We start from the raw sequence: 18,605 nt of genomic DNA, 5'->3' as shown, positions 1-18,605 counted from the left end.
CTCTTCGCAGGACCTGTGGTGATAGTCCTTACCAGCTGCTCTTCGTGACGCCGGGGAGCTCACCGCGGTGAGCCATCTCGCGCAGGCACACGCGGCAGAGCCCGAACTTGCGGTACACCGAGTGCGGACGACCGCACCGCTGGCACCGGGTGTAGGCGCGCACGCCGAACTTCGGCTTGCGCTCCTGCTTCTTGATCAGCGCTGTCTTTGCCATGTCAGTTCTCCTTGAAGGGGAAGCCGAGCAGCTTGAGCAGGGCGCGTCCCTCGTCGTCGGTCTTCGCGGTGGTCACGACCGTGATGTCCATGCCGCGGACCCGGTCGATCTCGTCCTGGTCGATCTCGTGGAACATGACCTGCTCCGTGAGACCGAAGGTGTAGTTGCCGCTGCCGTCGAACTGCTTGGGCGACAGGCCGCGGAAGTCGCGGATGCGCGGGAGGGCCGTGGACAGCAGACGGTCCAGGAACTCCCACATGCGGTCGCCGCGCAGCGTCACGTGGGCGCCGATCGGCATGCCCTCGCGCAGCTTGAACTGCGCGATGGACTTGCGGGCCTTGGTCACCTGAGGCTTCTGACCGGTGATGGTGGCGAGGTCGCGGATCGCGCCGTCGATCACCTTCGAGTCGCGAGCGGCGTCGCCGACGCCCATGTTCACGACGATCTTGGTCAGGCCGGGGACCAGCATGACGTTCTCGTAGCCGAACTGCTCGGAGAGCTTCGCCTTGATCTCGTCACGGTAGGTGGTCTTCAGGCGCGGGGTGGGCGCCTCGGTCGTCACGGTGCTCATCAGATGTCCTTCCCGGAGCGCTTGGCGTAGCGCACACGGACCTGCTTGGTGCGGCCGTTCTCGAGCTCGAGGGTCTCCACGCGGTAGCCGACCTTGGTGGGACGGTTGTCCTCGGGGTCGACGAGCGCCACGTTCGAGACGTGGATCGGAGCCTCGCGCTGCTCGATGCCGCCGGCGCCGCCCTGCTGGGTCGGACGCAGGTGGTGGGTGCGGCGGTTGACGCCCTCCACCAGCACGCGCTGCGTGTCGGTGAACACCTCGAGCACACGGCCCTGCTTGCCCTTGTCGCCCGGCTCGAGCCCGCGCTTGGCGGCCTTGTCGCCATCGCTCGTGCGGCCGGTGATGACCTGGACCAGGTCACCCTTCTTGATCTTCATGCCTGCCATGTCACAGCACCTCCGGCGCCAGCGAGATGATCTTCATGAACCGCTTGTCGCGCAGCTCGCGGCCCACGGGGCCGAAGATGCGCGTGCCTCGCGGCTCGCCGTCCGTCTTGAGGATCACGGCGGCGTTCTCATCGAAACGGATGTAGGAACCGTCGGCGCGGCGGCGCTCCTTGGTGGTGCGCACGACGACGGCCTTGACGACATCGCCCTTCTTGACGTTGCCACCGGGGATGGCGTCCTTGACGGTCGCCACGATGGTGTCGCCGATGCTTGCGTAACGGCGACCGGAGCCACCGAGAACGCGGATGCAGAGAATCTCCTTCGCACCCGTGTTGTCGGCGACCTTCAGTCGCGACTCCTGCTGAATCACTCAGTACTCCTGTCGTCTCGCCGGTTCTCGCCACCCGAGGACGGGGAGCCAGCCTTGCGGAACGGATATGGACCGTTGCCCGCATCCCCGGCCTCGGGGCCGGATCGCGGCGCGGAGCGCAGCGGGCATCAAAAAACCCTCCGGCGGACTCGGACACACCCGAAGGCTCGCGAGGAGCCGATGGTGCGCGGTCTCCGACGGGGGATGGACGCTGCGGTCCGCATCCTCCGTGCACGCCCGAGGGCATGCACGAGATCAGCAACCGTTCAAGTGTAGGCGCTCACGGGGCGCCTGCGGAAGGGCGAGGCCGATGGCGGGCCTGTGTCCTTGCTCATGCGCAGTGCTCGCTCCGGCGGCGAAGCACCGGGACGCGGACGGGCCCGGCCGACGAGACGTTCGTCGGCCGGGCCCGTGAGCGGAGCACCGCTCCCCCGCATCCTTCAGGGGGCGCCGGTCTCCGGGTCGGTCAGGAGCCGGCTCCGACGCGATCCGCGCCCGAGGCGCCGCTGCCGTCGCGGCCCTCGTCCTCGAGCTGCGCGTCCGCGTCAGACGGGAGACCCGCGCCGGGGACGTCCATCGCGGCCTCGATCTCCGCCTCCATCTCGGGATCGACCACGATGGGCATCTCCGAGGTGTTCAGCAGCGGGTTCTCGTCCTGGTGGGCGACGAGGTCGCGCGCCTCCTCCTCGGACTCCACCGAGGGGAAGGACCCCAGCAGCGGGCGCTTCGCGCTCTCGCTCATGAAGAACACCGCGATGCCGGCGATCAGACCGAAGAGCATGAGCCAGAGAGCGGGCATGTAGCTGTTGCCCGTCCATTCGATCAGGGTCTGGGAGATCACCGGGGTCGTGCCGCCGAACAGCGAGACCGAGATGTTGTAGGCGATGCCCATCGCTCCGTATCGCGCGGCCGTGGGGAACAGCGCCGGCAGCGCCGCGGCCGAGGGCCCCACGAACAGCGCGACGGGGAGCGCGACGATCACCATCGCGACCTGGATCTCGAGGAACGAGCTCTGGTGCATCAGCCAGAACGCCGGGAGCATGAGCACGACCGAGGCCGCGGCGCCGGCGAAGTAGACCGCGCGCCGCCCGAAGCGGTCGGAGGCCCGCCCCGCGATCGGGATCATCACGCACAGGATGAGCAGTGCCGGGATCGTCGTCGCCGCGCTCGTCATCTCGTTGTACCCGAACTGCGTGCCCAGGTAGGTGGGCATGTAGCTCGTGAGCGCGTAGCCGGTCGCGTTCGTCGCGGCCACGATCGCGATGGCGATGAGCAGTTCGCGCCAGTGGTAGCGCACGATGCCGATCGGGCCCTTGCGGGCGTGCAGGGATCCGGCATCCTCCGCGGACGCGCCGCCCTCGGCCTGCTGCTCGGCCTCGGTGGCCTCGAACGCCGGGGTCTCGGGGATGCGGGCGCGGAACCAGATCGCGATCGCGCCGAGCGGGATCGCGATGAGGAACGGCACGCGCCAGCCCCAGGCCAGCATCGCATCGGGACCCCAGACCGCCGAGGTGATGAGGTGGGTGAGGGCGACGGCGCCGGCTCCGAGGGCGAAGCCGAAGTAGGAGCCCACATCGAGCGTCGAGGCGTAGAAGCCGCGCTTCTTGTCCGGCGCGTACTCGGAGACGTACGTGGTGGCTCCCGCGTACTCGCCGCCGGTGGAGAAGCCCTGCACGAGCTTCAGGGCGTAGAGGAGGAACGCTGCCCACACGCCGATGTCGGAGATCGTCGGCAGCACGCCGATCAGCGCCGTCGCGAGGGCCATCATGGCCATCGTGAAGAACAGGACCTTCTGGCGGCCGATCTTGTCGCCCAGGGGTCCGAGCACCAGCCCGCCGAAGGGCCTCACGAGGAAGCTCACCGCGAAGCCGAGGAGGCTGAGGATCTGGTCGAGAGATTCGCTGCCGGTGTCGAAGAACAGCTGCGACAGCATGATCGCCATGTAGCCGTAGACGCCGAAGTCGAACCACTCCATGACGTTGCCGACGACGGTGCCACCGATCGCGGTGCGCATCTTGGAGCCCTTGACCACGAGCACGTCGTCGACCTCGAGGCGGGGCTGCTTGGGCTTGCGGCCGAGGAGCTTGCGGCCGGTGCGGCGGGGGCCGCGTGCGGGCCCGCTCTGCGGGCCGGGCTGGGGGTCGGCGCCGACCGAGGGATCGGCGCCGGGCATAGATGAGGGCTCGGAAGAGGACATGGACCTGCCTTCGTGGGGCTGCGGTGCCGAGGGGCCGACGCCCGCGGACGGGGCGGTCGGCGCTTCCTTCCTCGTGCCCCGAGGGAGAGCCGTCGGCGAGCCGGCGGAGGTCCCGGGGAGCGGGCACGGCGCACTAGGAAAACAGGTTTCGCGGCCGATGTCAGGTCCATGACCTGGATCGATGCTCGAAACCGGTGTCTGACCAGTGCATACGCGGATCTCTCACAGGACGTGTCGCGGTTCACATTCCGGACGTCGGTAGGGGTGCGCCCGACTCCGCTCCCCCGCTCCCGCGGATGCCGTGCCATCCCGCCGGAAGCCGGCGCGCGCGGCCCGGTGCGGGGCCGACGCGCCCCCGCTGCCCGCAGGAGTCGACGGGAGCGCGGGCGTACATGCGAGAGGCCGGCCGCCCCCAGTGGGGGCGACCGGCCTCAGCGGCGTATGACACCGGCGATCACGAGGATCGACGGGTCACTTGGCCTTCTCGATGATCTCGACCAGGCGCCAGTGCTTCGACGCCGAGAGCGGGCGCGTCTCCATGAGGAGGACCTGGTCGCCGATGCCGGCGGTGTTCTCCTCGTCGTGCGCCTTGAACTTCTTGGTCTTGGTCATGACCTTGCCGTACAGGGAGTGCTTCACGCGCTCCTCGACCTCGACGACGATGGTCTTGTCCATCTTGTCGGAGACGACGTACCCGCGCAGGGTCTTGCGGTAGGGACGGTCGTGCGAGGAGGCGTGGTGCCCCTCCACGGCTGCGTCCTCGTGGACGTTGTCGTTCATGTGTTCTCCTCGCTTCGCGGTCACTCGGCGGTCGGGGCCTGGCGGATCCCCAGCTCGCGCTCACGCAGGATCGTGTAGATCCGCGCGATGTCCTTCTTGACGGACCGCAGGCGGCCGGAGCTCTCCAGCTGGCCGGTCGCGGACTGGAAGCGGAGCTTGAACAGCTCGTCCTTGGCCTTCGACAGCTCGTCGGCCAGCTTCTGGTCGTCCAGCTTGTCGAGCTCCTCGGCGGTGAGCTTGGTCGCTGCCATCAGATGTCACCACCCTCTCGGCTCAGGATGCGGCACTTCATCGGCAGCTTGTGAGCTGCCAGGCGCAGCGCCTCACGAGCCACCTCATCGGACACACCGGCGACCTCGAACATGACGCGGCCCGGCTTGACGTTGGCGACCCACCACTCCACGGAGCCCTTGCCCGAGCCCATGCGGACCTCGGCAGGCTTCTTGGTGAGCGGTCGATCGGGGTAGATGTTGATGAACACCTTGCCGCCGCGCTTCATGTAGCGGGTCATGGCGATACGCGCGGCCTCGATCTGGCGGTTCGTGACGTACGCCGGCGCGAGCGCCTGGATGCCGTACTCGCCGAACGCGAGATCGTTGCCGCCCTTGGACATGCCGCTGCGGGTGGGGTGGTGCTGCTTGCGGTGCTTGGTCCTGCGGGGGATCAGCATGTCCCTCAGGCCTCCGTTCCGGACTCAGCGGGCGCAGCGCTCTGCTCGGCGGCGGCGGGAGCAGCCTGCTCGGCCTGCTCGGGACGCTGCTGACGGGCGGCGGCGTTGCGCTCGTTGCGACGGCCGCGCGGACGCTCGGCACGCGGGCCCCGACCGGAGCGGGGACCCTGCGAGGCGGCCTGCTGGGCCGCGAGCTCCTTGGCGGTGACGTCGCCCTTGTAGATCCACACCTTCACGCCGATGCGGCCGAAGGCGGTGCGGGCCTCGTAGAAGCCGTAGTCGATGTTCGCGCGAAGGGTGTGCAGAGGCACGCGACCCTCGCGGTAGAACTCGCTGCGGCTCATCTCGGCGCCGCCGAGGCGGCCGGAGACCGCCACGCGGATGCCCTTGGCGCCGGCGCGCTGCGCGGACTGCATGCCCTTGCGCATCGCACGGCGGAAGGACACGCGAGCGGCGAGCTGCTCGGCGATGCCCTGCGCGACCAGCTGGGAGTCGGCCTCGGGGTTCTTGACCTCGAGGATGTTCAGCTGGATCTGCTTGCCGGTGAGCTTCTCGAGCTCGCCGCGGAGGCGCTCGGCCTCCGCACCGCGGCGCCCGATCACGATGCCCGGGCGGGCGGTGTGCAGGTCGACGCGGACACGGTCACGGGTGCGCTCGATCTCGACCTTGGAGATGCCGGCACGCTCGAGCCCCTCGGACATGAGCTTGCGGATCGCGACGTCTTCCTTCACGTAGTCGCGGTACCGCTGCCCCTCCTTGGTGGAGTCGGCGAACCACCGGCTGGTGTGCTCCGTGGTGATCCCGAGGCGGAACCCATTGGGATTGACCTTCTGGCCCATACGGGACTCCTTACTTGTTCACGGGAGCGACCACCACGGTGACGTGGCTGGTGCGCTTCTTGATCTGGAAGGCACGACCCTGAGCACGCGGCTGGAACCGCTTCATGGTCGGACCCTCGTCGACGTACGCGGCGGAGACGACGAGCTCCCGCTCGTCGAAACGCTCCCCCGCCTGATCGGCCTTCACCCTGGCGTTGGCGATCGCGGACTGCACGAGCTTCAGGACGGGCTCGGAGGCCACCTGCGGTGCGAACCGCAGGATGTCCTGAGCCTCGACCGTGCTCTTGCCACGAATCAGGTCCACAACGCGCCGGGCCTTCATGGGCGACATGCGGAGATACCGCACCTGCGCCTTGGCTTCCATTGCTGTCCTCTCTTCGAGAGAAGTGCTGTCGTCACTGACTCGCATCAGCGACGACGGCCCTTCCGGTCGTCCTTCTCGTGGCCCTTGAAAGTCCGCGTGGGGGCGAACTCGCCGAGCTTGTGGCCCACCATCGACTCGGTGACGAACACCGTGACGTGCTTGCGGCCGTCATGCACTGCGAAGGTGTGGCCGAGGAAGTCCGGCGTGATGACCGAACGACGCGACCAGGTCTTGATGACGTTCTTGGTGCCCTTCTCGTTGGCGACGTCGACCTTCTTCTGAAGGTGGTCGTCGATGAACGGGCCCTTGGCAATACTGCGAGGCATACTTCTGGCTCCCTATCAGCGCTTCTTGCCCGTGCGGCGACGACGGACGATGAGCTTCTCGCTCTCCTTGTTCGGACGCCGGGTGCGGCCCTCGGGCTGGCCCCAGGGCGACACCGGGTGACGACCACCGGAGGTGCGGCCCTCGCCGCCGCCGTGCGGGTGGTCGACCGGGTTCATGACCACGCCGCGCACGTGCGGGCGCTTGCCCTTCCAGCGCATGCGGCCAGCCTTGCCCCAGTTGATGTTCGACTGCTCGGCGTTGCCGACCTCGCCGATGGTCGCGCGGCAGTCCGCGTCGACGTTGCGGATCTCGCCGGAGGGCATGCGCAGCTGCGCGAAGCGGCCCTCCTTGGCGACCAGCTGCACGGAGGCGCCGGCCGAGCGGGCGATCTTCGCGCCGCCGCCGGGGCGCAGCTCGATGGCGTGCACCACGGTGCCCAGCGGGATGTTGCGCAGGGGCAGGTTGTTGCCCGGCTTGATGTCCGCGCCGGCGCCGTTCTCGATCCAGTCGCCCTGACGGAGCTTCGCCGGGGCGAGGATGTAGCGCTTCTCGCCGTCCGCGTAGTGCAGCAGCGCGATGCGAGCGGTGCGGTTGGGGTCGTACTCGATGTGGGCGACCTTGGCGTTCACGCCGTCCTTGTCGGCGCGGCGGAAGTCGATCACGCGGTACGCGCGCTTGTGGCCACCGCCGCGGTGACGCGAGGTGACGCGACCGTTGGAGTTGCGGCCGCCGCTCTTGGAGAGCGGGCGGACCAGCGACTTCTCGGGCTCACTGCGAGTGATCTCGACGAAGTCGGCGACGCTCGAGCCGCGACGGCCCGGCGTGGTCGGCTTGTGCTTGCGAATTCCCATGGTGGGTTTCCCTCTGACTCTCTTCGGATCCTCGGCGATCGGTCGCTCAGGCGACCGACCCTCCGAAGATGTCGATGGTTCCGTCGGTCAGGGTGATGACAGCGCGCTTGGTGTCCTTGCGCTTGCCGAGCCCGTAGCGGGTGCGGCGCGCCTTGCCCTGGCGGTTGATCGTGTTCACCGAGGCGACCTTCACGTCGAAGATCTTCTCGATCGCGATCTTGATCTCGGTCTTGTTGGCGCGGGGGTCCACCTCGAAGGTGTACTTGCCCTCGTCCATCAGCCCATAGCTCTTCTCGGAGACGATCGGGGCCAGGACGATGTCCCGCGGGTCCTTGTTCAGCGTGGTCACTTGGACTCCTCCTCGACGCCCGCGTTCTTCGCCGCGGCGAAGGAGGACGTGGGCAGGGACAGGGTGGCGCGCGCGACGAAGTCCTCGAGACCGCCGGAGGTGAACACGACGTCGTCGCTGAGCATGACGTCGTAGGTGTTCAGCTGGTCGGCGAACAGGACATGCGCCGTGGGCAGGTTGCGGGTGCTCAGGGCGCCCAGCTCGTCGTCGCGACGGATCACGACGAGGACGTGCTCGCGCTCGGAGATGCGGCCCAGCGCGGAGCGCGCGGCCTTGGTCGAGGGCGCGTCGCCCTCGAGCAGCGAGCTCAGGACGTGGACGCGGCCGTTGCGCGCCCGGTCCGAGAGGGCACCGCGCAGCGCGGCGGCCTTCATCTTCTTGGGGGTGCGCTGGCTGTAGTCGCGCGGGACCGGCCCGTGGACGATGCCGCCGCCGGCGAACTGAGGAGCGCGGATCGAGCCCTGACGAGCCCGGCCGGTGCCCTTCTGCTTGTACGGCTTCTTGCCGCCGCCGGCCACCTCACCGCGGGTCTTCGCCTTGTGCGTGCCCTGGCGGGCGGCCGCGAGCTGGGCGACGACGACCTGGTGGATGAGCGGGACGTTGGTCTGCACGTCGAAGATCGACGCGGGGAGCTCGGCCGTGCCGGACTTCTTCCCGGCCGGGTCGAGGACGTCGACGGTCAGGTTCTCTGCCATCGGGCTCAGGCCTCCTTCACGGGGCTCTTGACGGCCGAGCGGACCAGCACGAGACCGCCCTTGGGGCCGGGGACGGCACCCTTGACGAGCACGAGGCCCTTCTCGACGTCGACCGCATGCACGGTCAGGTTCTGGACACTGGTGCGGACGTTGCCCATGCGGCCGGCCATGCGCAGGCCCTTGAACACGCGACCAGGGGTGGAGGCGCCGCCGATCGAGCCGGGCTTGCGGTGGTTGCGGTGCGCACCGTGGGAGGCGCTGACACCGGCGAACCCGTGGCGCTTCATGACGCCCGCGGTGCCCTTGCCCTTGGTGGTGCCGACGATGTCGACCTTCTGGCCGGCCTCGAACACGGAGGCGTCGAGCTCCTGGCCCACGGTGTAGTCCGCGGCATCGGAAGTGCGCAGCTCCGCGAGGTGGCGGCGCGGGGTCACGCCGGCCTTCTCGAAGTGGCCCTTGAGCGGCTTGCTCACCTTGCGGGGATCGATCTGGCCGTACGCGATCTGGACCGCGTCGTAGCCGTCGTTCTCCACGGAGCGCACCTGGGTGACGACGTTGGAGTCGGTCTGGACGACAGTGACCGGCACGAGCTTGCCGTTCTCGTCCCAGACCTGGGTCATGCCGAGCTTGGTGCCGAGCACGCCGGCGACGGCGCGGGCAGCCTGCCCTGTCAGTTCGTTGCTCATATCGGCCTGCCTCAGAGCTTGATCTCGATGTTGACGTCCGCCGGCAGATCGAGGCGCATCAGCGAGTCCACGGCCTTGGGCGTGGGATCGACGATGTCGATCAGACGCTTGTGCGTGCGCATCTCGAAGTGCTCGCGGGAGTCCTTGTACTTGTGGGGCGAACGGATCACGCAGAACACGTTCTTCTCGGTCGGCAGCGGCACGGGGCCGACAACGGTCGCACCCGCACGGCTCACCGTGTCGACGATCTTGCGCGCCGAGCTATCGATGACCTCGTGGTCGTACGACTTCAGCCTGATGCGGATCTTCTGTCCCGCCATGGCGTCCTGTCTCTCTCTCGTCTGGACATTCATGCAGTCGGCACCGGTACCCGAGGACGGGCGTGTCGCACTCCCTAGGGGACGAAGCCCCATGGGCGAGTGACCGTTGCCGGCTGGTCCGTGCTCTCCCTCTTCACGATGCGCTCTCGACGCGGTGGCGCCGTTCGCATCCTGGGGCTGGGCCTCATCCGGTGATCATTCGCCGCGTCGCGCAGAGCGCGGGAGCGGAGAACGGAACCGGGCATGTCGGCCCGCACAGACAACTCCCCCAGTCTGCCATCCCGCATGCTCCCCGTCGAGGGCAGGACAGGTGGAGCGAGTCACACGGCACAGCCCGCGGCGCGGTCCGGCCGGCGATCGCACGGACGGCGCGCGGACAGCGTGCGGGCAGCGCACCGGCCTCGCACCGGCCCTGCGGCGTCTTCCCCCGAACGGTCGAAGGGCCCGGCGGTGCCGCGTGCCCATGGCGCAGACGGGCCGTTGGTGGGGAGCCGTGGCGATATCGCCACGGCTCCCCACCAACGGCCCGTCCGGAACAGAGCACCCGGGTCCAGTTCCCGGGGTCCGGGGTACGGGATCCGGGCTCCGACTCCCGCGCTCCGGGGCCCGCGTCCCGTGCGCCTACTTGTTCGTGCTCGGTCCGACGCCGCCCTGGAGCTGGCGCTGGAAGATCACGTAGACGATCAGCACCGGGAGGATGGTGATCGTGACGGAGGCGAACATCGCCGACCAGTCCGTCTGATAGCCCTGCTGGGCCTGCATGTTCGCGAGGCCCTGGGCCAGCACGTACTTGTCGGGGTCGGTGTTCAGCACGATCGGCAGCAGGAACTGGTTCCACAGGCCCAGGAAGTTGAAGATCGTGATGGACACCAGGCCCGGCTTCGCCATCGGCAGCATCACCTGGAAGAAGGTGCGGAAGTCCCCCGCACCGTCGATCTGCGCCGCCTCGCCAATCTCGTCCGGCAGCTGCCGGAAGAAGGCGTAGAGGAAGAACACCGTGAACGGCAGGGCGAAGCCCACGTAGCTCAGGATCAGTCCCAGGTAGTTCCCCTGCAGCCCCATGGACTTCAGGATGAAGAACAGCGGGACCACGGCGAGGAACAGAGGGAAGGTCAGGCCGGCGATCAGCGCGTAGTAGATGATCGTGCGGCCCGGGAACGTGTACCTCGCCAGGACGTAGGCGCACATCGCCCCCAGCAGCATGACCAGCACGAGCGAGGCGCCGACCACGATCACCGTGTTCAGGAAGTAGCGGCCGATGCCGGCCGTCGTCCACGCCCGTGCGAAGTTGTCGAAGTTCCAGGTCTTCGGGAAGCTGAACGGCGAGGCGAGGATCGAGCGCGAGTCCTTGAACGAGCTGAACACGGTCCACAGCAGCGGCAGGATGACCACGAGGGCCCACAGCGCGAGGATCACGTGGGACACGGCGGCGAAGACCCGGTCGCCCCCGGAGGCACGTCGTCGACGCGGCTCGACCGGCGTCGCTCCCCCGGAGCCGGACGACGCGGACGTCCGCCCGGCGGCGTCGGCGTCTGCGGTCCTCACGGCGCTCATCGTTCCCTCCTGCGGCTGGACAGCAGCACGATCGCCGCCATGATCATCGTGAACAGCGCCATCACCACGCCCATGGCGGAGGCGAGGCCGAAGTTCGACTTCTGGAACGCCGTCTCGTAGAGGTACCTCGAGACCACCTCGGTGCTCTTCGAGGTGCCGCCGTTGGGCGTCATGACGTTGACGAACACGAACATGTCCAGCGCCATGATCCCCATGTACACGAGGGCGGTCGAGATGTTCTCGCGGATCATCGGCAGGACGACCTGCACCGACACGCGCAGCCGACCCGCGCCGTCCAGTCGGGCGGCCTCGATGACCTCCGAGGGCACGGCCTTGATCGCGGCCACGAACAGCACCATGTAGAACCCGACCATGTTCCACACGACGGCCACGACGATGGCCGCCATGGCGACGCGGGGATCACCGAGCCAGGCGATCTGCGAGTCGATCCCCACCAGACCGAGGAGGCCGTTCAGGAGGCCGCCGCCCGGGGCGTAGATGAAGGCGAAGAGGATGCCGATGACGACCGCGGGGATGACGTACGGGAAGAAGCTGATCACGCGGTACACGCTCGCGCCGCGGATGCCCTTGACCTCGCCCCGGCTGTCGCCGCCGATCGTCACGAGCACCGCGAGGGCGTAGGCCAGCGTGATCGTGATGAGCGGCAGCACGACCATCAGGACCGCGTTGTGCCACAGGGCCCGACGGAAGTTGTCGTCCGCGAACAGCGTCGCGTAGTTCTTCAGGCCGATGAAGTCCTGGGAGGCGGAGACGCCGCGCCAGTCGGTCAGCGAGTAGTAGAAGGCCTGCACGAACGGCGAGACCACGAACAGGACGTACACGAGCAGGGGCAGCCCCAGGAAGATGGCGAAGAAGACCACCCGCTCGAGCGTGAGGCGCTGGCGCCGACCGCGGGAGCGGGGAGCTTCCGCGGTCGGCGCCGTCGTGGGGACCGCGACCATCACTCGACGTCGAACTTCTTGATCGAGTCGTCCTCGCGCACCTTGTCGAGCATCTTCTGCTGCTTCTCTCGCAGCTCGTCGGCGCCGATCGCGCCGGAGAGGAACTCGGTCCACTGGGTCACGGTGTCGGGGCCCAGGTTGTACCAGTCCACGAAGTTGAAGGTGAAGGTGTTGTCCCCCGCCCCCTCGATCATGGAGAGCACGGACTTCAGCGCCGTCGAGGCGTCGTCCCCGGTGGGCGCGGCATCCTTCACGACGGTGGGCGAACCGGTGAGCGTGGTGAAGTTCGTGGCCTGCTCCTTGGAGAGCATCACGCGCAGGAACTCCATGCCCCCGGCGGTGTTCTTGCCCTTGGACGGGACCAGGAACGGCTCGCCCGCGGTGCCGTGGACGGCCTCGTACGGGAGCTTCGCGCCGCTGCTCAGCAGCGGTGCCGGGGCGCCCGTCATCTCGTAGTCGTCGGGGGTGACCTCGCGCTGCTCGTTCTCGATCCACGAGCCCGAGGGATAGATGACCGACTTGCCGGTCACCCAGTCCGTCTGCGCCTGGGTGTGCTTGATCCCCTCGCCGCCCTTGGCGAAGAAGCCGGCCTTGACCGCGTCCTCCATCGCCGCGAAGGCTTTGACGACGGTGTCCTGCTCGAAGGCCTTGGCATCCAGGGAGTCGAGCTTCTTCTGGACGTCCAGGCCGCCCTCCTTGATCGCCATCGTCAGGGCGAGCTCCTGGTAGTAGTTCGAGGCGTTCTGGCCGCCGTAGGAGAAGAGGGCGATCTTGTCCTTCTTCGCCTCCTCTCCGAGGGCCATCAGGTCGTCCCAGGTCTTGGGGGCCGACCACCCCTTGTCCTCGAACTGCTTCGCCGAGTACCAGATCGCGTAGACCGTGTAGACGTAGTTCAGTGCGAGGAAGGTGCCCGAGTACGTGCCGGGATCCGTGGCGCCCGGCAGCAGGGTGTCCTTGATCGCGGTGCCGTCCACTCCCTTCGCGTCGAGCAGCGGCTGGAGGTCGGCGAGCTGGTCCTGGTTGACGAGGGCCTCGACGCTCATGGACTGGGCGCCGGAGTTGTCGAAGAGGTCCGGCGGGTTGCCGCCGACGAAGCGCGGCTGCAGCTCGGGCTGGATGTTCACCGTCGAGGTGACCTTGGGGGTGATGTCCGAGTGCAGCTTCTCGAAGGCCTTGCCGGCGTCCTTCGCGTAGTCGTCGCCGTAACCGCCGTCGAAGATGACGACGTCCACGCTCGAGCCGGACTTCACGCCGAACGGGTTGTCGTCGGACTTGTCGCCGCCGCCGTCGGCCGCATCGCCGCCGGACGAGGAGTCGTCGCCTCCCCCGCCGCCCGCGCAGGCCGAGAGCGCGACCGCGCCGCCGCCGGCGCCTGCGAGGGCGAGGAAGCTGCGCCGCGAGGCCGCCAGGCGCTCGAGGGGTGTCATCATGTCGGAGGTGTCCTGAGAGGAGTCCATGGTCTCCTGCTTTCGTCATCGAGTGGACAGGGTGTCGTTGGACCGTCTTGACGAGGCGACGTCGTCGTCGGCGCACCTCGTGCCATGATCCTAATGCGCGGCTTGCGTGGATCTGATCGAATAACCGCTCAGTCGGTCACGAACACGTAACGGGACCGGTCGTCGCCGGTCTCGGAGCCACCACGCGGGGCGCGCACCCCGTCGCCATCCAGCGGACGTCCAGGCGATACCTCGGTGCCGCCCTGATCCGTCCTCTAGGCTCGCGTGCATGACACAGCCTCAGCAGCAGCCCTCACCACTGACGGCGCGGCTCTACAAGCTCGAGTATCCCCGCTCGCTCGGCACCTACAGCACCTACGCCGAGGTGCAGGCCGTGGTGGATGCTCTCGCGGATGCCGAGTTCCCGGTCGAGAACACGATGATCGTGGGCACCGACCTCAAGCTCATGGAGCGGGTCACGGGTCGGCGCACGTGGGGCAAGGTCCTGCTGAACGGCGCGCTGAGCGGCGTCTGGATGGGTCTGTTCATCGGACTGCTGCTCGCCCTGTTCTCCGGCCATCTGGTCCAGACGGTGATCTCGGGCGTGCTGTTCGGGGTCGTCTTCTTCACGATCTGGTCGGCGATCAGCTACGCGGCGACCGGCGGGAACCGCGACTTCACCTCGATGACCGCGACGATCCCCATGCAGTACGAGCTGATGGTCGAGCACAGCCACGCGCAGGCAGCGCGCAGCATCCTGCTCGAGGCCGGCGCGACCCCTCCCGGTCCCGCCGCACCGCAGACCACCGGCCGCGGCGCGAACGGCGCTCCCGTCGTGCCCGCCGCCGCGGGCACCCAGCAGCCCGCACGCCCGCCTCACGGCGAGTACGGCGCGCAGAGCGCCGCCGGCGCGCACGGAGGCACCGGTCCCCAGCAGGCACGGGGCACCGCCGCCCCGTCGGGCGCGTACACGGGCCAGGGCTCCGGGCCCGACCACGCGGCGTCGGCCCCCGCAGACGCGAGCGGCGCGCCCTCCCCCTCCGCGGGGAACCGCCCCGAGTACGGCAGGCCCGCCGCGCCCGCGCCCACCCGCAGCGCCTCCGCCGCGAGCCCGTCGCGACCGCAGTACGGCAGGCCCGCGTCGGCCCCGACCGCGGATCCGGAGCAGACCGACGAGGACGACGCCGGCGCGCCCACCCAGGATCCGCGGCCCTGAGCCGCTGAGGTCCTGCGCCGGCACCCACGGCACCGATCACGATCTTCGCTCCCCGCGCGGGACATGATCCACGCACGAAGGCCCGCCCACCGCTGATCCACGCGGTGGGCGGGCCTTCCTGTTCCGCATCCCCTCGGATTGCGCACCGCGCGTTCCTGGTCCCGTCGCCATGCGGCCGCTCCTCCCCCGTCCGGGCATGACGAAGGCCCCGGATCCTCCCGCCGTGCGGCGGATGGATCCGGGGCCTTCGAGCACTCCCCTGGGGGATCAGCTCACGTCTGCGGGCTCGCGCCCGCGATCATCACTTGATGATCTTGGTGACGCGGCCGGAGCCGACGGTGCGGCCACCCTCGCGGATGGCGAAGCCGAGGCCGTCCTCCATGGCGATGGGCTGGATGAGCTCCACCGACATCTCGGTGTTGTCGCCGGGCATGACCATCTCGGTGCCCTCGGGCAGCGTGATGACGCCGGTGACGTCCGTGGTGCGGAAGTAGAACTGCGGACGGTAGTTCGAGTAGAACGGGTTGTGACGGCCGCCCTCGTCCTTGGACAGGATGTAGACCTGCGCCTCGAAGTTGGTGTGCGGGGTGATCGAACCCGGCTTCACGACGACCTGGCCGCGCTCGACGTCCTCGCGCTTGGTGCCGCGCAGGAGCAGACCGCAGTTCTCGCCGGCCCACGCCTCGTCCATCTGCTTGTGGAACATCTCGATGCCGGTGACCGTGGTCTTCTGCGCCGGGCGGATGCCGACGATCTCGACCTCGGAGTTGATCGGCAGCTTGCCGCGCTCCACCTTGCCGGTCACGACGGTGCCGCGGCCCTGGATGGTGAAGACGTCCTCGACGGGCATCAGGAACGGCTTGTCGAGATCGCGGACCGGGTCCGGGATGTTGTCGTCGGCCGCGGCCATCAGGTCCTGGACGGACTTGACCCACTTCTCGTCGCCCTCGAGGGCCTTGAGAGCGGACACGCGGATGACGGGGGCGTCCTCGTCGAACTCCTGCGAGCCGAGCAGCTCACGGACCTCCATCTCGACGAGCTCGAGGATCTCCTCGTCGTCGACCATGTCGGACTTGTTGAGCGCGACCAGCAGGTAGGGGACGCCGACCTGACGGGCGAGCAGCACGTGCTCGCGGGTCTGGGCCATGGGGCCGTCGGTCGCCGCGACCACGAGGATCGCGCCGTCCATCTGGGCCGCACCGGTGATCATGTTCTTGATGTAGTCGGCGTGGCCGGGGGCGTCGACGTGCGCGTAGTGGCGCTTCTCGGTCTCGTACTCGATGTGCGAGATGTTGATCGTGATGCCGCGCTGCTTCTCCTCCGGCGCGTTGTCGATCTGGTCGAAGTCCCGCTTCTCGTTGAGATCCGGGTACTGGTCGTACAGGACCTTCGAGATCGCAGCGGTCAGCGTGGTCTTGCCATGGTCGACGTGACCGATGGTGCCGATGTTGACGTGCGGCTTGGTCCGCTCGAACTTGGCCTTGGCCATTGTGGTGTCCTCCTAGGACTGTCTCATCTGGGTACTACTGGTTCGGGACGGCGGGCGCCCGGCCTGCGGGCCTCCGCCGCGGGGTCGGAGGAGAGGCGGATCGAGTGTACCCGTCTCCCCTCCGCTGCCTCACTCGCCCCGGGTCTTCGCGACGATCTCGTCCGAGATGGTCTTCGGGACCTCCGCGTAGCTGTCGAACTGCATCGAGTACACCGCACGACCCTGGGTCTTGGACCGCAGGTCGCCGACGTAGCCGAACATCTCCGACAGCGGGACGAGAGCACGGACGATCTTGACCCCGCTCGCGTCCTCCATCGACTGGACCTGCCCGCGACGCGAGTTCAGGTCGCCGATGACATCTCCCATGTACTCCTCGGGAGTCCGGACCTCGACCGCCATGAGCGGCTCGAGGATGACCGGGTTCGCGAGGCGCAGGGCCTCCTTGGTCGCCATGGAGCCGGCGATCTTGAAGGCCATCTCCGAGGAGTCGACGTCGTGGTACGCACCGTCGATCAGCTGCGCCCGGACGTTCACGACCGGGTAGCCGGCGAGGACGCCGGACTGCAGCGCATCCTGGATGCCCGCGTCGATGGACGGGATGTACTCACGCGGGATGCGACCACCGGTGACGAGGTTCTCGAACTCGTAGAACACGCCCTCCTCCGCGTCCTCGAGGGGCGCGTAGGTGATCTGCACCTTGCCGAACTGGCCGGAGCCGCCGGTCTGCTTCTTGTGCGTGTAGTCGAACTTCTCGACCGTCCGCTTGATGGTCTCGCGGTACGCGACCTGCGGCTTGCCGATGTTCGCCTCGACCTTGAACTCGCGGCGCATGCGGTCCACGAGGATGTCGAGGTGCAGCTCGCCCATGCCGCGGATGACCGTCTGGCCGGTCTCGTCGTCCAGCTCGACCTGGTAGGTCGGATCCTCCTTGAGGAACTTCTGGAGCGCCGCGGAGAGCTTCTCCTGGTCGCCCTTGGTCTTGGGCTCGATGGCCACGGAGATCACGGGCTCGGGGAAGGTCATCGACTCCAGGGCGATCGGGTTCTGCAGATCGCTCAGGGTGTCGCCGGTGGTGGTGTCCTTCAGGCCGATGAACGCGTAGATGTGGCCGGCGAAGGCCTCCTCCACGGGGTTCTCCTGGTTGGAGTGCATCTGGAAGAGCTTCCCGACGCGCTCCTTCTTGCCCGAGGTCGAGTTCATGACCTGGTCGCCGCTCTTGACGTGACCGGAGTACACGCGCACGTAGGTGAGCGTGCCGAAGAACGGGTGGGTCGCGAGCTTGAAGGCCAGGGCCGAGAAGGGCTCGTCGGTCGACGGCTTGCGCGTGAGCTCCTTGGACTCGTCCTTGACGTCGTGGCCGACCATCGGCGGGACGTCGAGGGGCGAGGGGAGGTAGTCCACGACCGCGTCGAGCATGGGCTGCACGCCCTTGTTCTTGTACGCGGAGCCGGCGAACACCGGGTAGGCCTCCGAGTTCACCGTGAGGTGACGGATGCCGGCCTTGAGCTGGTCGACGGTGAGGTCGCCCTCCTCGAGGTAGGCCTCCATGAGCTCCTCGGTGCTCTCGGCGACGTCCTCGACGAGCTTGGCCCGGTACTCGTCGACCTGCTCCTGGAGCTCCGCGGGGATCGGGACCTCGGCCTGGTACTGGCCCAGTGCCGGATCGCCCTTCTTCTTGCCGAACTCCGGAGCGTCCTCGGGGAACGTCTCCGGCCACTCGTAGGCCTTCATCTCGACGAGGTCGACGACGCCGCGGAAGTCGTTCTCCGCGCCGATCGGGACCTGCATCACCAGCGGCTTGGCGCCGAGGCGCTCGACGATGGTGCGCACGGTGAAGAAGAAGTCCGCGCCCAGCTTGTCCATCTTGTTGACGAAGCAGATGCGAGGCACGTCGTACTTGTCGGCCTGGCGCCACACCGTCTCGGACTGGGGCTCCACGCCCTCCTTGCCGTCGAACACGGCGACGGCGCCGTCGAGGACGCGCAGCGAGCGCTCCACCTCGACGGTGAAGTCGACGTGACCGGGGGTGTCGATGATGTTGATCTGGCTGTCGTGCCAGTAGCAGGTCGTCGCGGCCGACGTGATGGTGATGCCGCGCTCCTTCTCCTGCTCCATCCAGTCCATCGTGCCGGCGCCGTCGTGCGTCTCGCCGATCTTGTAGTTGACACCGGTGTAGTAGAGGATGCGCTCGGTCGTGGTGGTCTTACCGGCATCGATGTGGGCCATGATGCCGATGTTTCGGACCTTGGTGAGGTCGCTGAGCACTGCGAGTGCCACTGACTTGGGCCTTTCTGGAGGGCTGCTGGTCTGGAGTGCGGTGGGAGGCGGG

The 18,605-nt window shown here is 68.2% G+C and carries 22 protein-coding genes; 1 reads left to right on the top strand and 21 read right to left on the bottom strand.

From position 1 onward, the window contains the following. Positions 1 to 28 precede the first annotated feature (28 nt). The 19 genes from Bra3105_RS15960 to ngcE all read right to left on the bottom strand — a co-directional run bounded on the left by Bra3105_RS15960 (position 29) and on the right by ngcE (position 13,592). Positions 29 to 214, bottom strand: coding sequence for a type Z 30S ribosomal protein S14 (locus tag Bra3105_RS15960; RefSeq protein WP_152351790.1), 186 nt, complete (start codon positions 212 to 214; stop codon positions 29 to 31). Position 215: 1 nt separating this feature from the next. Continuing rightward, complete coding sequence (rplE, locus tag Bra3105_RS15955; protein WP_200501865.1) at positions 216 to 785, bottom strand: 50S ribosomal protein L5; 570 nt, start codon at positions 783 to 785, stop codon at positions 216 to 218. After that, positions 785 to 1,171 carry a 50S ribosomal protein L24 gene (rplX, locus tag Bra3105_RS15950; protein ID WP_152351788.1) on the bottom strand — a complete coding sequence of 129 codons (387 nt, stop codon included), beginning with the start codon at positions 1,169 to 1,171 and terminating at the stop codon, positions 785 to 787. Before rplX ends, rplE begins: the two co-directional genes overlap by 1 nt. Before the next feature lies 1 nt (position 1,172). Beyond that, positions 1,173 to 1,541 (bottom strand): 50S ribosomal protein L14, encoded by a 369-nt coding sequence (gene rplN, locus Bra3105_RS15945; RefSeq protein WP_152351787.1) that lies wholly within the window; start codon positions 1,539 to 1,541, stop codon positions 1,173 to 1,175. 466 nt (positions 1,542 to 2,007) lie between these two features. Further along, positions 2,008 to 3,714, bottom strand: coding sequence for an MFS transporter (locus tag Bra3105_RS15940; RefSeq protein ID WP_228357670.1), 1,707 nt, complete (start codon positions 3,712 to 3,714; stop codon positions 2,008 to 2,010). A gap of 495 nt (positions 3,715 to 4,209) precedes the next feature. Beyond that, entirely contained in the window at positions 4,210 to 4,518 is a 309-nt protein-coding gene (rpsQ, locus tag Bra3105_RS15935; protein ID WP_152351786.1) for a 30S ribosomal protein S17, read from the bottom strand. Positions 4,519 to 4,538: 20 nt separating this feature from the next. Continuing rightward, a complete protein-coding gene (gene rpmC / locus Bra3105_RS15930) occupies positions 4,539 to 4,769 on the bottom strand; it encodes a 50S ribosomal protein L29 (protein ID WP_152351785.1) in 231 nt (76 codons plus the stop codon). Further along, on the bottom strand, positions 4,769 to 5,188 hold the full coding sequence (gene rplP, locus Bra3105_RS15925) for a 50S ribosomal protein L16 (protein WP_152351784.1): 420 nt from the start codon (positions 5,186 to 5,188) through the stop codon (positions 4,769 to 4,771). Before rplP ends, rpmC begins: the two co-directional genes overlap by 1 nt. 5 nt (positions 5,189 to 5,193) lie before the next feature. Continuing rightward, complete coding sequence (gene rpsC / locus Bra3105_RS15920) at positions 5,194 to 6,027, bottom strand: 30S ribosomal protein S3 (RefSeq protein WP_200501866.1); 834 nt, start codon at positions 6,025 to 6,027, stop codon at positions 5,194 to 5,196. Positions 6,028 to 6,037: 10 nt separating this feature from the next. Beyond that, entirely contained in the window at positions 6,038 to 6,391 is a 354-nt protein-coding gene (gene rplV / locus Bra3105_RS15915) for a 50S ribosomal protein L22 (RefSeq protein ID WP_200501867.1), read from the bottom strand. 44 nt (positions 6,392 to 6,435) lie between these two features. Then, positions 6,436 to 6,717, bottom strand: coding sequence for a 30S ribosomal protein S19 (rpsS, locus tag Bra3105_RS15910; RefSeq protein WP_152351781.1), 282 nt, complete (start codon positions 6,715 to 6,717; stop codon positions 6,436 to 6,438). A 15-nt stretch (positions 6,718 to 6,732) separates the two neighbouring features. Further along, a complete protein-coding gene (gene rplB / locus Bra3105_RS15905; RefSeq protein WP_200501868.1) occupies positions 6,733 to 7,569 on the bottom strand; it encodes a 50S ribosomal protein L2 in 837 nt (278 codons plus the stop codon). 46 nt (positions 7,570 to 7,615) lie between these two features. Continuing rightward, positions 7,616 to 7,918 (bottom strand): 50S ribosomal protein L23, encoded by a 303-nt coding sequence (rplW, locus tag Bra3105_RS15900; protein WP_200501869.1) that lies wholly within the window; start codon positions 7,916 to 7,918, stop codon positions 7,616 to 7,618. Beyond that, entirely contained in the window at positions 7,915 to 8,613 is a 699-nt protein-coding gene (rplD, locus tag Bra3105_RS15895; protein WP_200501870.1) for a 50S ribosomal protein L4, read from the bottom strand. Before rplD ends, rplW begins: the two co-directional genes overlap by 4 nt. 5 nt (positions 8,614 to 8,618) lie before the next feature. Further along, positions 8,619 to 9,299, bottom strand: coding sequence for a 50S ribosomal protein L3 (rplC, locus tag Bra3105_RS15890; protein ID WP_152351777.1), 681 nt, complete (start codon positions 9,297 to 9,299; stop codon positions 8,619 to 8,621). Between the two features lie 11 nt (positions 9,300 to 9,310). After that, positions 9,311 to 9,619 carry a 30S ribosomal protein S10 gene (gene rpsJ, locus Bra3105_RS15885; RefSeq protein ID WP_050668652.1) on the bottom strand — a complete coding sequence of 103 codons (309 nt, stop codon included), beginning with the start codon at positions 9,617 to 9,619 and terminating at the stop codon, positions 9,311 to 9,313. Positions 9,620 to 10,240: 621 nt separating this feature from the next. Further along, complete coding sequence (locus Bra3105_RS15880; RefSeq protein ID WP_228357669.1) at positions 10,241 to 11,173, bottom strand: carbohydrate ABC transporter permease; 933 nt, start codon at positions 11,171 to 11,173, stop codon at positions 10,241 to 10,243. Continuing rightward, positions 11,170 to 12,135 (bottom strand): carbohydrate ABC transporter permease, encoded by a 966-nt coding sequence (locus tag Bra3105_RS15875; protein WP_228357668.1) that lies wholly within the window; start codon positions 12,133 to 12,135, stop codon positions 11,170 to 11,172. The genes Bra3105_RS15880 and Bra3105_RS15875 overlap by 4 nt, the downstream gene beginning before the upstream one ends. Then, positions 12,135 to 13,592: an N-acetylglucosamine/diacetylchitobiose ABC transporter substrate-binding protein gene (ngcE, locus tag Bra3105_RS15870; protein ID WP_228357667.1), complete on the bottom strand. Its 1,458-nt coding sequence runs from the start codon at positions 13,590 to 13,592 to the stop codon at positions 12,135 to 12,137. Before ngcE ends, Bra3105_RS15875 begins: the two co-directional genes overlap by 1 nt. Positions 13,593 to 13,860: 268 nt before the next feature. Between ngcE and Bra3105_RS15865 the strand changes: the two genes are divergently transcribed. Beyond that, on the top strand, positions 13,861 to 14,787 hold the full coding sequence (locus Bra3105_RS15865; RefSeq protein ID WP_228357666.1) for a YflT domain-containing protein: 927 nt from the start codon (positions 13,861 to 13,863) through the stop codon (positions 14,785 to 14,787). A gap of 301 nt (positions 14,788 to 15,088) precedes the next feature. Here Bra3105_RS15865 and tuf read toward each other — a convergent pair whose 3' ends face one another. After that, positions 15,089 to 16,276, bottom strand: coding sequence for an elongation factor Tu (gene tuf / locus Bra3105_RS15860; protein WP_200501874.1), 1,188 nt, complete (start codon positions 16,274 to 16,276; stop codon positions 15,089 to 15,091). Positions 16,277 to 16,405: 129 nt separating this feature from the next. Then, complete coding sequence (gene fusA / locus Bra3105_RS15855) at positions 16,406 to 18,553, bottom strand: elongation factor G (protein WP_200501875.1); 2,148 nt, start codon at positions 18,551 to 18,553, stop codon at positions 16,406 to 16,408. Between the last annotated feature and the right edge of the window lie 52 nt (positions 18,554 to 18,605).

It is taken from the genome of Brachybacterium halotolerans subsp. kimchii, assembly GCF_020792675.1.
Taxonomy (GTDB): domain Bacteria; phylum Actinomycetota; class Actinomycetes; order Actinomycetales; family Dermabacteraceae; genus Brachybacterium; species Brachybacterium halotolerans.
Note: the sequence above shows the minus strand (reverse complement) of the source record. Positions and strands in the feature narration are given on the sequence as shown.